Origin of the sequence: Pseudomonas sp. 06C 126 (assembly GCF_001855215.1) — a bacterium.
GTDB lineage: Bacteria > Pseudomonadota > Gammaproteobacteria > Pseudomonadales > Pseudomonadaceae > Aquipseudomonas > Aquipseudomonas proteolytica.
Genome location: NZ_MIFU01000002.1, coordinates 135,181 through 147,537, shown reverse-complemented (window position 1 = coordinate 147,537; position 12,357 = coordinate 135,181). Strand labels below are relative to the sequence as shown.

9 protein-coding genes are annotated in these 12,357 nt (G+C 60.0%); all 9 read right to left on the bottom strand.

Going from position 1 to position 12,357, the window contains the following annotated elements:
* Window positions 1–108: 108 nt before the first annotated feature.
* Window positions 109–456 (bottom strand): hypothetical protein, encoded by a 348-nt coding sequence (locus tag BHC62_RS02435; protein WP_029291949.1) that lies wholly within the window; start codon window positions 454–456, stop codon window positions 109–111.
* Window positions 457–707: 251 nt separating this feature from the next.
* Complete coding sequence (locus BHC62_RS02430; protein WP_070994120.1) at window positions 708–2,966, bottom strand: TonB-dependent siderophore receptor; 2,259 nt, start codon at window positions 2,964–2,966, stop codon at window positions 708–710.
* Window positions 2,967–3,321: 355 nt separating this feature from the next.
* On the bottom strand, window positions 3,322–4,293 hold the full coding sequence (locus tag BHC62_RS02425) for a peptide ABC transporter ATP-binding protein (protein ID WP_029291946.1): 972 nt from the start codon (window positions 4,291–4,293) through the stop codon (window positions 3,322–3,324).
* On the bottom strand, window positions 4,293–5,261 hold the full coding sequence (locus tag BHC62_RS02420) for an ABC transporter ATP-binding protein (RefSeq protein WP_029291945.1): 969 nt from the start codon (window positions 5,259–5,261) through the stop codon (window positions 4,293–4,295). Before BHC62_RS02420 ends, BHC62_RS02425 begins: the two co-directional genes overlap by 1 nt.
* A gap of 10 nt (window positions 5,262–5,271) precedes the next feature.
* A complete protein-coding gene (locus BHC62_RS02415) occupies window positions 5,272–6,183 on the bottom strand; it encodes an ABC transporter permease subunit (protein ID WP_029291943.1) in 912 nt (303 codons plus the stop codon).
* Window positions 6,184–6,193: 10 nt separating this feature from the next.
* Window positions 6,194–7,204 (bottom strand): ABC transporter permease subunit, encoded by a 1,011-nt coding sequence (locus BHC62_RS02410; RefSeq protein WP_032860135.1) that lies wholly within the window; start codon window positions 7,202–7,204, stop codon window positions 6,194–6,196.
* A 73-nt stretch (window positions 7,205–7,277) separates the two neighbouring features.
* Window positions 7,278–8,873 carry an ABC transporter substrate-binding protein gene (locus BHC62_RS02405; protein WP_070994119.1) on the bottom strand — a complete coding sequence of 532 codons (1,596 nt, stop codon included), beginning with the start codon at window positions 8,871–8,873 and terminating at the stop codon, window positions 7,278–7,280.
* 81 nt (window positions 8,874–8,954) lie between these two features.
* The gene (locus BHC62_RS02400) at window positions 8,955–10,358 is read right to left on the bottom strand and encodes an OprD family porin (RefSeq protein ID WP_070994118.1); all 1,404 of its coding nucleotides are present in this window, start codon (window positions 10,356–10,358) and stop codon (window positions 8,955–8,957) included.
* 169 nt (window positions 10,359–10,527) lie between these two features.
* Entirely contained in the window at window positions 10,528–12,132 is a 1,605-nt protein-coding gene (locus BHC62_RS02395) for an ABC transporter substrate-binding protein (protein WP_070994117.1), read from the bottom strand.
* Between the last annotated feature and the right edge of the window lie 225 nt (window positions 12,133–12,357).

Genomic DNA, 12,357 nt, shown 5'->3' with positions numbered 1-12,357 from the left:
TTTGTAGGAACAAGCTTGCTCGCGAAGAACGCAGGGGCATCGCGTTGAACCAGAATGCCCGCGTTATCGTTGACGCTTTTCGCGAGCAAGCTCGCTCCTACAAGTGGGTTATAAAGTGTTGGGGCCAACTTTAAGTTGCTTGAGGGAAAGTTCTGCGCCTGCGCGTATTGTTTCAACTTGTGCAACTATCGCATCTTTGACGATGGCTTCACCAAAGTCGGTGATTTCCTGGTTTTTTATATGGGTCACACTCAAGTACAGCAAGTGCATGGCAACATCCATGGCGCTCTGGAAAGAAACCAGGGTGTTGTTCTTGCCTAGCTCTTGCGTGACCGATTCCCAGCGGCGGTCCGACTCGGCTTGCAGGTTTTTGAACTCTTCAAAGCTGACGTCACCATCTTCATAGATTGTGCTCAGCAGATTTTCCAGTGAACGGGATATAGCGCGGTATTTCATAAAGTCTACCTGTGGGTGAAAAGCGGAGCGGCAGACTTTAATCTCGGGTTTTAGCCAGGGCAATATTAAAACGGGGTGGTGTTACATGTTTCGGAAGTTTCGGAGTTTGATAAGAGTTTAATGCTCTTGGGGTGTGGTTTGTTTCTGGACTTACTCTGTTGTTATGTCGGGACTACAGATAAGTCTGGATTAAGCCTAAGTAAAGTTCCGCCCGGCATGCCAGGCGGAGTAGGAGGTCTTGAGGTGTATCGTCAGAACGAAGCAGTCACCGACGCAAAGTAAGCACGCCCCGGCTCGTTATAGGTCTGTGCACCCGCGTCATCCGCGTTGCCTTTGCGATACAGGCGCTTGTCCAGCAGGTTTTCGATGCCCACGCGCACGCTCAGGTTCTTGGTGAACTCATAACCACTGCTCAAGCCCATCAAGCCGTACGGGTCGACATCCTGCTGGGCGGTGCGATCGTAATTGTTGGCGCTACGGGAGTTGAGGGTGGGCGCCTCTTGCTTGCCGTAGTAGGTGCCGCTGACCTGGAACGACAGCTTGTCGGTTGCCTGCCAGTCGAGTGTGGTGTTGACCGTGTACTTGGGGATGATGCTCAACGGCTCGCCGGTGTCTTTGTCCTTGGAGTCGATCATGTAGGTCAGGTTGGTGTTCCAGTCCAGGTCGTCGCGCAGGGTCATGAACAGGTTGCCCTCGATGCCCTGGACCAATGCCGCGCCGCTGTTTTCCCATTGCAGCACGCGCCGACCACCGTCCAGGCGGAAGGCGGCCTGGTTGCTGGCGTTGATTTTGTTCTTGTAGTCGTTGCGGAAATAGGTCGCGCTGGTGCGCCAGGTGCCTTTGTCGAAGGCCAGGCCGATTTCCTTGTTGACGCTGATTTCCGGTTTCAGGTCCGGGTTACCCACCAGGTAGCAGCCACCGGAGTTGGTTTCGCCGGCATTGCAGCCGTTGCCCCGGCTGTACAGCAAATAGTTGGGGTTGGACTGGTACAAGTTCGGGGTCTTGTAGGCCCGGGCGATACCACCCTTGAGGCTCAGTTCATCGGTCAACTGGTGTGAGGCGTTGAGGCTCGGGCTCCAGTTACCGCCGTACTCTTCATGGTTGTCGTAGCGCAGGCCGGGGGTAATGATGGTCTTGCTGCCGACTTCGATGTTGTCTTCGGCGAACAGCGCGTAACTCGACGCGGTGGTCTTGGTGCTGCTGCGGCTGACGCCCGGAATGCTGGGCACGCCGCCGGTGCCTGGGTCGTAGCTCTGGGGGCGCAGCGAGCCTGGGTCGTTCATCGACTCATAGAGGTATTCGCTGCCCAGGGTCAGGACTTGCTCAGTGCCCAAGCTCAGGGGCAGGTTGACCTCGGCGGTGGCGCGGGTGTTGCGCAACCGCGATTCGAAACGACCGGCCGTGGCTGACGGCGCGCCCTCGCCGGAGCCCGCCAGGCCTTCGTTGAGGCGCTCGTTGCGGGTCAGGTCGTGGCTCAGCGAGGCCATGGTCGAACCCCAATCAAACTCGCCGCGGTGGGTGGCGGAGAAGCTGCTGCGCTGGATCACGCTGGTTTCCTTGCCGACCAGGCTGTTAACGAAGGTGCCGCCGCCGTTGAGCATGGTGTCGCCGGCGAAGATATTGCCCTGGCGGCTGTAGCTGGCTTCCAGGTCCAAGGTTTGTTCGGGGGTGAATTGCCAGCTGAGCAGGCCGTTGACGTCCTTGTTGCGCACGCCTTCGCGGCCCGCTACCAACGAATCGGCGGTGGCCTGCTCGGCCTGGTTGATGTTGGAGTCGTCGGCATCGGTCTTGTTCAGGCCGCCGTAGACCCGGAACGCCAAGGTATCGCTCAACGGGCCGCTGAGGTTGAAGTTGGTGCGTTTGCTCATGCCTTCGGCGTCGTCTTCCGGCAGCGACACATAGGTGGTCAGCGAGCCGTGCAACTGGTCGGTCGGGCGCTTGGTGATGATGTTGACCACCCCGCCCATGGCGCCGGAGCCATAGCGCGCGGCAGCCGGGCCACGCAGGATTTCGATGCGTTCGACTTCCTCGGCCGGCACCCAGTTGGTTTCGCCACGGGTGTCGCGATCGCCGCTCCAGCCGTAGCGCACGGCGTTACGCGAGGTCGATGGCTTGCCATCGATCAGGATCAGGGTGTTTTCCGGGCCCATGCCGCGCAGGTCGATCTGGCGATTGTTGCCGCGGCTGCCGCTGGAGCTGTTGCCGGTCAGGTTGACACCTGGCTCACGGCGGATGATGTCCGACAGATCGTTGGTCGGTGGGCGCTTCTTGATGTCTTCGGCGGTGATGATCGACACGCCGGGAGCTTGTTTGAGCTCTTCGGCGGCGGTGCCCAGAATTCGTGTTTCGCTCAGTTCCAACGCTTGGGAGGTGCCATCGACTGGCAGGTCACTCGCTTGCACCGGCACTTTGCCGTGTTCTCTTTCCTGGGTGTCCGCGAGCAGTGCGGGGGAAGAAAGGGCGGCGATAAACGCCAGGGAGAAATGGCTGAGCCTGAATCGAGGTGACATGTCCGCAAAATCCTTTAAGGAAGGTGGCAACTGAGCGAGACGCACCAGAATTGCCTTCCAGCAGGATTCGGCGCGCTCTATGCGCCGGAATGCTATTCATTATCAAATACAAGTAAATGTCATTTACAACTTTTACACTTTGCCCAAGCCCCGATGCGGCCCCCAAAAACAAAAAAGCCCCTCCTGCCAGATTGATGCGCAATCTGGCGGGAGAGGCTGTACAACTCGGTATTACCGCGATTTCCTGTGGGAGCGGGCTTGCCCGCGAAGACGGTGGGTCAGCACCTCATTCAGTGGCTGAAACGCCGCCTTCGCGGGCAAGCCCGCTCCCACACAAGCCCGTCCCCACAGGGGTTTAGGCCACGAACTGCTCCGCGTGATGGCAAGCCACCTGGCGGTTGTCCAGTTCACGCAGCAGCGGCTCTTCACTGCTGCAGCGCTCGGTCGCGTACGGGCAGCGCTTGTGGAAGGCGCAGCCAGGTGGCGGGTTCAGCGGGTTGGGCAGTTCGCCGACGATCTTGATCTTCGGCTTGTTCGGGTCCGGATGGATGGTCGGGGTGGCCGACAACAGCGCCTGGGTGTACGGGTGCAGGGGGCGTGCGTAGATGTCTTCCTTGGGACCCACTTCCACCGGGCGGCCGAGGTACATCACCATCACGTCATCTGCCACGTGTTGCACCACCGCCAGGTTGTGGGAGATGAACACATAGGCGGTGTTGTACTGCTGCTGCAGATCCATGAACAGGTTGAGCACCTGGGCCTGGATCGACACGTCCAGCGCCGAGGTCGGCTCATCCGCCACCAACACCTTGGGCTGCAACATCATCGCCCGGGCCAGGGCGATCCGCTGGCGCTGACCACCGGAGAACATATGCGGGTAGCGCTGATAATGCTCAGGGCGCAAGCCCACTTGCTTCATCATCGCCTGGACTTTTTCCCGGCGCTCGGCGGCGGACAGGTTGGTGTTGATCAGCAGCGGCTCGCCCAGTTGGTCACCGACTTTCTGCCGTGGATTCAACGACGCGTAAGGGCTCTGGAACACCATCTGCACGTCTTTGCGCAGTTGTTTGCGCTGGGCCTTGTCGGCGCCGGCGACTTCCTGGCCGGCGATTTTCAAGGATCCGGACGATGGCTCTTCAATCAGCGTCAATGCCCGGGCCAGGGTGGATTTGCCGCAACCCGACTCACCCACAACCGCCAGGGTCTTGCCGGCCTCCAGCTCAAACGACACGCCATTGAGGGCGCGCACGGTGGCGTGGCCCTTGAACAGGCCGCGGGACACTTCGTAGTGACGGGTCAGGTCGCGGGCGGTAAGAACGACGGCCATTACGCCACCTCCTGGTTCAAGGGGTAGAAGCAGCGCACAAGGCTGTGGGCTTGCGGGTCCAGGGTCGGACGGGTCTGGCGGCAGCTGTCTTGCACGTACGGGCAGCGTGGCGACAACAGGCAACCTTGTGGGCGGTCATAGCGACCAGGGACGATACCCGGCAACGTTGCCAGGCGCTCGGCGCCCATGCTGTGTTCCGGGATCGCCGCCAGCAATGCTTCGCTGTACGGGTGCGCCGGTACGTCGAACAACCCCGGCACCTGGCCGACTTCCACCGCTTGGCCGGCATACATCACGCACACGCGCTGGGCGGTTTCTGCTACTACCGCGAGGTCGTGGGTGATCAGTACCAGGCCCATGTTCTGTTCTTTCTGCAGGGCCAGCAGCAGCTCCATGATCTGTGCCTGGATGGTTACGTCCAGCGCCGTGGTCGGTTCATCTGCGATCAGCAGTTTGGGCTCGCCGGCAATGGCCATGGCAATCGCCACACGCTGGCTCATACCGCCCGACAACTGGTGCGGGTAGGCGTCCATGCGGCTGGCAGCGCCGGGGATTTCGACTTTTTCCAGCAACTCGATGGCACGCTTGCGCGCTTGCTTGCCGGACATTTTCAGGTGCAGGCGCAGCACTTCTTCAATCTGAAAACCCACGGTATAGCTGGGGTTCAGCGCGGTCATCGGGTCCTGGAACACCATCGCCAGGTCTTTACCGACGATCTGGCGGCGCTGACGGTTGCTCAGCTTGAGCATGTCCTTGCCGTCGAAGGTCAGAGAGTCGGCGCTGACGATGCCGGGGTGCTCGATCAGGCCCATCAGCGCCATCATGGTCACGGATTTACCCGAGCCCGACTCGCCAACGATGGCCAGTACTTCGCCTTTGTCCACGGACAGATCAAGCCCGTCGACCACTGGCACGGCAGTCTTGTCGCCGAAGCGCACATTGAGATTCTTGATTTCTAGCAGTGACATGGGAATCTCCTCACGCGGCATTCTTGAGTTTCGGGTCTAGCGCATCGCGCAGTCCGTCGCCCATCAGGTTGATTGCCAGCACGCTGAGCAAAATGGTCAAGCCAGGCAGGCTCACGACCCACCAGGCGCGTTCGATGTAGTCACGGGCCGAAGCCAGCATGGTGCCCCACTCGGGGGTTGGCGGTTGGACACCAAGGCCGAGGAAGCCCAGGGCCGCGGCATCGAGAATCGCCGAGGAGAAGCTCAAGGTGGCCTGCACGATCAGGGGGGCCATGCAGTTGGGCAGCACCGTGACGAACATCAGGCGCGGCAGGCCGGCACCGGCCAGGCGCGCGGCCGTCACGTAGTCACGGTTGAGCTCGCCCATCACGGCGGCGCGGGTCAGGCGCACATAGGATGGCAGCGACACAATGGCAATCGCGATCACGGTGTTGATCAGGCCAGGGCCGAGGATGGCGACAATCGCCACGGCCAGCAGCAGCGATGGCAGGGCCAGCATGATGTCCATCAATCGCATGATGGTCGGGCCGAGCAGGCGCGGGAAGAACCCGGCGAACAGGCCCAGCAGGATCCCCGGAATCAGCGACATCACCACCGATGACAAGCCGATCAGCAACGACAGGCGCGAGCCCTGGATCAGGCGCGACAGCAAGTCACGGCCCAGTTCGTCGGTGCCCAGCAGGAACTGTATCTGCCCGCCTTCAAGCCACGACGGCGGGGTCAGCAGGAAGTCACGGTATTGCTCGCTGGGGTTATGGGGGGCAACCCACGGGGCAAAGATCGCACAGAACACGATCAGCAACATGAACAGCAGGCCGGCAACCGCGCCCTTGTTCTTGGAGAAGGCTTGCCAGAATTCTTTGTACGGCGACGGGTACAGCAGGCTTTGATCGACTGCTGACACTTGAGTAGGTGTGGTCATGGTCATGATCTCAGCGCTGGTGACGGATGCGTGGGTTGGCGAAGCCGTAGAGGATATCCACCACGAAGTTCACCAGGATCACCAGGCAGGCGATCAGCAGGATGCCGTTTTGCACCACCGGGTAGTCCCGTGCGCCAATGGCTTCGATCAGCCATTTGCCGATGCCGGGCCACGAGAAGATGGTTTCGGTCAGGACGGCACCGGCCAGCAGTGTGCCGACTTGCAGGCCGACCACGGTCAGCACCGGAATCAGCGCATTGCGCAGGCCGTGTACGAACACCACGCGTGCCGGCGACAGGCCTTTGGCCTTGGCGGTGCGGATGTAGTCTTCGCGCAGGACTTCCAGCATCGAGGAGCGGGTCATCCGCGCAATCACCGCCAGCGGGATGGTGCCGAGCACGATGGCTGGCAGGATCAGGTGGTGCAGGGCATCCCAGAACGCGTCCGGCTCGTCGGCCAGCAGGGTGTCGATCAGCATGAAGCCGGTGCGCGGCTCGATGTCGTAGAGCAGGTCGATACGCCCGGAAACCGGGGTCCAGCCCAGGCTCACCGAGAAGAACATGATCAGGATCAGGCCCCACCAGAAGATCGGCATCGAATATCCCGCCAGGGAGATGCCCATCACCCCGTGGTCGAACAGGGATCCTCGCTTCAAGGCCGCGATCACCCCGGCCAAGAGCCCGAGGATACCGGCGAACAACAGGGCGGCCATGGACAGTTCCAGGGTCGCGGGGAACAGGGCGCTGAACTCGGTCCAGACGCTGGTGCGGGTACGCAGGGATTCGCCGAGGTCGCCCTGGGCGAGCTTGCCGACGTAGTCCAGGTATTGCGCATACAAGGGTTTGTTCAAGCCAAGGCGTTCCATTGCCTGGGCGTGCATCTCGGGGTCGACCCGCCTTTCGCCCATCATGACTTCTACGGGGTCGCCAGGGATCATGCGAATCAACGCAAAAGTCAGCAACGTGATGCCGAAGAACGTTGGGATCAACAACCCCAATCGGCGGGCAATAAAACTAAACATCGTGGTATCTACCTCAATCAGCCGGTTAGGCAGGTCCGGCACCGTCAACGTCGACGGTGCCGGGCGTCTCTTATTACTTCACCTGGGTGGTGGCGAAGTTATTGTTGGTCAGGGGGCTTTGGGTATATCCCTCGACGTTTTTACGCATGGCGGTGAACATTTTCGGGTAGGCCATGGGGATCCATGGTTGGTCCTTGTCGAAAACGTCCAACGCTTGTTCATAGAGTGCGGCGCGCTCGGCGGGTTCAGCCACGGCGCGGGCCTTGTCGATCAAGCCCTGAAACTCTTCGTTACACCAGCGGGCGTAGTTTTCGCCGTTTTTGGCGGCATCGCAACTCAGGTTCGGCGTGAGGAAGTTGTCTGGATCGCCGTTATCCCCGGCCCAGCCGGCAGAGACCATGTCGTGCTCGCCAGCCTTGGCGCGCTTGAGCATTTCGCCCCACTCCATGACCTTGATATTGACCTTCAGGCCAATCTGCGCCAGATCCGCCTGCATGCGCTGGGCGCCAAGCATCGGGTTGGGGTTGGTCGGGCCGCCGCCGTTGCGGGTGAACAGGGTGAACTCGGTGCCTTCCGGCACGCCGGCTTCCTTGAGCAGGGCGCGGGCCTTGTCCAGGTCGCGGGCCGGGTTCTGCAATTTGTCGTTGAAGCCTAGCAGGGTCGGCGGGTACGGGCCGGTGGCGTCGATGGCATTGCCTTTGCCGTACAGGGATTGGTTATAGCCCTGTTTGTCGAACGCGATGTTGATCGCGTGGCGCACCCGCGCGTCGCTCATGTACTTGCGGGTGGTGTTCATCGCGGTGTAGGCGGTGGTCATTGCCGCCAGCTCCGTGACCTTGAGGTTTGGATCGGCCTTGATGCTCGGCAGGTCATCGGGTTTTGGATACAGGGCGATCTGGCACTCATTGGCCTTGAGCTTTTGCAGGCGCACGTTGTTATCTACCGCGATGGCCAGGATCAGCGGATCGGCGGGCGGCTTGCCACGGAAGTACTCCGGGTTGGCCTTGAAGCGCACCTGGGCGTCTTTCTGGTAGCGGGTGAAAATGAACGGGCCAGTGCCGATCGGCTTGCTGTTGAGCTCGCCGGTCTTGTTGGCGGCCAGCAGCTTGTCGGCGTATTCGGCGGAATGGATGGCGGTGAACGGCATTGCGACATCGGCCAGGAACGGCGCTTCGGGGCGGGTCAGGGTGAAGACCACGGTGTGGTCATCGGTCTTCTCGACGCTTTTGAGCAGTTCCTTGAAACCCATGCTTTCGAAATAGGGGAAGCCGGTGGTTGACTTGTCGTGCCACGGGTGTTTCGGGTCCAGTTGACGCTGGAAGCTCCAGAGCACGTCGTCGGCATTCAGGTTGCGCGTAGGCTTGAAGTAATCGGTGGTGTGGAACTTGACGTCATCACGCAGGTGGAAGGTATAGGTCAGGCCGTCCTCACTGATGTCCCACGATTTGGCGAGTGCGGGCACGATTTCAGTGGTGCCGGGCTTGAAGTCCACCAGGCGGTTGAACATGGTTTCGGCGGCGGCGTCGGCGGTGACAGCCGTGACGTACACGACCGGGTCGAAGCCTTCCGGACTGGCTTCGGTGCAGACCACCAGCGGCTTGGCCGAAATGCCCAACGCGACACTCAACAGTGCAGCGGTCATGGCAGCTTGTAACGGGAGCATTTTCATCGAAGAGCCCTCTGCAATCGATTCAACCACACAAATGTAGACGGCGGGCTCGTCCTGAGCCCGCCGCTTACCTGGCGCTAATTAAAGGATGTTGAACGGAATGGTGGTGACCACACGGAATTCTTTGACGCTGCCGTCGAACTGGTTCTCGCTACCGCGATGCTCAACGTAGGTTGCACGAATCGCCGTGGCTTTGAGCGGGCCGCTCTGGACCGCGTAGGCTGCGCCAACACCGTATTCCTGGTGTTTTTCGCCGTCTTGCTTTTCGATGCCGGTGTAGGCGTAAGCGCCGTTGCTGTTACCCGTGTAGTGAGTACCGTCGATGCCCCAGCCGCGTGCGGAGTAGACGTTGAACTTCAGGCCCGGCACGCCGTATTCAGCCATGTTGATAGCGTAGGCAACCTGGAAGGACTTCTCGTTCGGGCCGTTGAAGTCCGACGTCAGGGAGTTGGCCAGGTAGATGCCGTTGGTTTCGTGCAGGTAGTCGAAGTACTCGTTACCGTTCACTTGCTGGTAGGAGAAGGTCAGGCTGTGGGCCTGATGCGCCAGGCCGAGGGACAGGGAGAAGGTATCGTTGTCGATTTCCCCCATCAGCTTTTTGCCTTCGTCGACGGTTTTGTAGTAGTTGAAGCCAGTGGTCAGGGCCAGTTGCTGGCTGTCACCCAACTCGTGGGTCGCGCCAAAGTAGTACTGGTTCCAGAAGTCCTTGACGTTGGCGCCGAAGAAGCTGGTTTTCAGGCTTTTGAGCGGCTGGTAGTTGGCGCCCAGGGTGTAGACCTTGTCGGTTGTCGCGCTGCGTGCACCTTGTTGGCTGTACTCGCTGCGGAACTTCGACAGGCTCTGTTCGGAACGTGGGGAAACGCGGTCAAACACGCCGCCCTGGAACGACAGGTTGCTGAATTCTTCGCTGTTGAAACTCACACCTTGAAAGCTTGATGGCAGTGCGCGGTTGCCGATGGTATCGACAATCGGCGTGCTGAAGTTCTGGCGACCGGCGGTCAGCGTACTGTTCGAAACGCGGAACTGCACGTTAGCCAGGCCCAGCTTGCTCCACTGGTCTACGGGATCACCGTTGGAGTGAGCCAGGGTGCGGTTGGAGCCGCCCTTGACGTCACGTCGGCTGCGATCAAGGGCCACGATGTTGTAGAGCGCAACTTCAGCCTTGACGCCCACGGTACCTTCGGTGAAGCCCGAGCTGGCGTTGAGGATAGTGCCCTGTACCCAGTTGGTACGGTTGCGGTCGGTCAGGGTTCTACCATGCTTGGTGTAATTGAAGCTGCCGCCGCGGTACAGGCTCTCGTGGGAGTACCAGTTACGCGTCTGACCGCCCAGGCTGAAGTCTTCGATAAAGCCTTTGGCTTCGCTTTGGGCGCTGGCGCCGGCCAGTGTGGTTGGCACGAACTCCTGGCTTGCAGGTTCGGCGTAAGCGGTGGCGGTGATGCTGCTGATGGCCATGGCCAGTAGCACTTTGCTGCTCAATTTCATGGGTGGAGCTCCTTTGGTTCTCTTTTTTTATGCCGGCCTTATTAAGTGAGCCGGCTATTGGGTGTGTAACTCTTCAAGCTAGGGCAAACGTTTGCTGTAGGAAATTTCGCGAATTACAGCTGCACGTTTGCAGCAGAGCCAACTTCGCTCTGCGCATCCGGTTATTTTCTTATGGGGTAATACTGACGCCCGAGAACACGTTGCGGCCGAAGGGGCTCACTTTGAAACCTTCGACTTTGGTGCTTAACGGCTGGTTGACCGTCGAGTGGGCGACAGGCGTGATCGGCACCTGCTGTTTGAGCAGCTGCTGCGCCTGTTTGTACAGAACAGTCCGTTGTTCTCGGTCGGTGACGACCTTGGCTTGCTTGATCAGCTTGTCGTACGCCGGGTCACACCACATCGAGTAGTTGTTCCCGCCGATGGCGTCGCAGCTGTAGAGGGTGCCCAGCCAGTTGTCCGGGTCACCGTTGTCGCCGGTCCAGCCAATCAGGCTGATATCGTGTTCGCCGTTCTTGATGCGCTTGATGTACTCGCCCCACTCATAGCTGACGATCTTGACCTTGAGGCCGATCTTGGCCCAGTCGTTTTGCAGCATCTCGGCCATCAGCTTGGCGTTGGGGTTGTACGGGCGCTGTACCGGCATGGCCCACAGGGTGATCTCGGTGCCTTCCTTGACGCCCGCAGCCTTGAGCAGTTCCTTGGCTTTTTCCGGGTTGTAGGCGGCGTCCTTGATGCTGTCGTCGTAGGACCATTGGGTCGGCGGCATGGCATTGACTGCCAGTTGCCCCGCGCCCTGGTACACGGCGTTGAGGATGCTCTGCTTGTTCACCGCCATGTCCAGCGCCTGGCGCACTTCGAGCTGGTCGAAGGGTTTGTGCCGCACGTTGTAGGCGATGTAGCCGAGGTTGAAGCCCGGCTTGGTCAGCAGTTGCAGGTTCGGGTCGGCCTTGAGCGCGTCGACATCGGCGGGGCGTGGATGCAGGGTGACCTGGCATTCATTGGCCTTGAGCTTCTGTACCCGCACCGACGCGTCGGTGTTGATGGCGAAAATCAGTTGGTCGAGCTTGACCTTGCTCGGGTCCCAATACTGTTTATTGCCGGCGTAACGGATCTGCGAATCCTTCTGGTACCGCTGGAACACGAACGGCCCGGTGCCGATCGGCTTCTGGTTGATATCGCTGGGTTTGCCGGCCTTGAGCAGTTGCTCGGCGTATTCAGCGGAGAGGATCGCCGCGAAGCTCATGGCGATGTTCTGGACAAACGCCGCGTCGACCGTATTGAGGGTCATCACCACGGTGTGCGGGTCGGTTTTCTCGACCTTGGCGATGTTCTTGTTCAGGCTCATGCCGTTGAAGTACGGAAACTCCGTGGGGTAGGCCTTACGGAACGGATGGTTGGGATCAAGCATGCGGTTGAAGGTGAACAGCACGTCATCGGCATTGAAATCCCGTGTCGGCTTGAATTCCTTGTTGCTGTGGAACTTCACCCCTTCGCGCAGATGGAAGGTGTAGGTCAGGCCATCGGGCGAAATATCCCACTTGGTCGCCAAGCCTGGTACGACACCGGTCTCGCCCTTTTCAAACTCAACCAGGCGGTTGTAGATCGGCTCGGCCACATCGTTGTCGGTGGCGGTGGTGTATTGCGCGGTATCGAACCCGGCCGGGCTGCCTTCAGAGCAGAACACCAGGCTTTTTTTCTCGCCAGCCTGGCCCATCGAAGCGACGGCCAACAGGCTGGTACCCAATATTGCAGATAGAACGGTGGTATGGCGCATGACGGTCCCCAATCCATGTTTATCGTTTTCGTCAGTGAACAGTCACCACGCCTTACCTGGCATGGCGAAAGCACTGCTCCCATCCACAGCAAATGCCGTATCGGAACTGCGTGTTTGCCTACCTCGACGTTAGGGAACGCGGGCAAGGCAGTAAATGCGCAGAACCGGACAGACCTTGTAGGGATCGGACTTTACCCTTGCAGTCAGCTGCTGTAGGTCGGCAGC

What these genes read in the sequence shown, in the direction of transcription:
- BHC62_RS02435 (WP_029291949.1), bottom strand. Translation starts at nt 456, where the DNA reads ATGAAATACCGCGCTATATCCCGTTCACTGGAAAATCTGCTGAGCACA.
- BHC62_RS02430 (WP_070994120.1), bottom strand. Translation starts at nt 2,966, where the DNA reads ATGTCACCTCGATTCAGGCTCAGCCATTTCTCCCTGGCGTTTATCGCC.
- BHC62_RS02425 (WP_029291946.1), bottom strand. Translation starts at nt 4,293, where the DNA reads ATGGCCGTCGTTCTTACCGCCCGCGACCTGACCCGTCACTACGAAGTG.
- BHC62_RS02420 (WP_029291945.1), bottom strand. Translation starts at nt 5,261, where the DNA reads ATGTCACTGCTAGAAATCAAGAATCTCAATGTGCGCTTCGGCGACAAG.
- BHC62_RS02415 (WP_029291943.1), bottom strand. Translation starts at nt 6,183, where the DNA reads ATGACCACACCTACTCAAGTGTCAGCAGTCGATCAAAGCCTGCTGTAC.
- BHC62_RS02410 (WP_032860135.1), bottom strand. Translation starts at nt 7,204, where the DNA reads ATGTTTAGTTTTATTGCCCGCCGATTGGGGTTGTTGATCCCAACGTTC.
- BHC62_RS02405 (WP_070994119.1), bottom strand. Translation starts at nt 8,873, where the DNA reads ATGAAAATGCTCCCGTTACAAGCTGCCATGACCGCTGCACTGTTGAGT.
- BHC62_RS02400 (WP_070994118.1), bottom strand. Translation starts at nt 10,358, where the DNA reads ATGAAATTGAGCAGCAAAGTGCTACTGGCCATGGCCATCAGCAGCATC.
- BHC62_RS02395 (WP_070994117.1), bottom strand. Translation starts at nt 12,132, where the DNA reads ATGCGCCATACCACCGTTCTATCTGCAATATTGGGTACCAGCCTGTTG.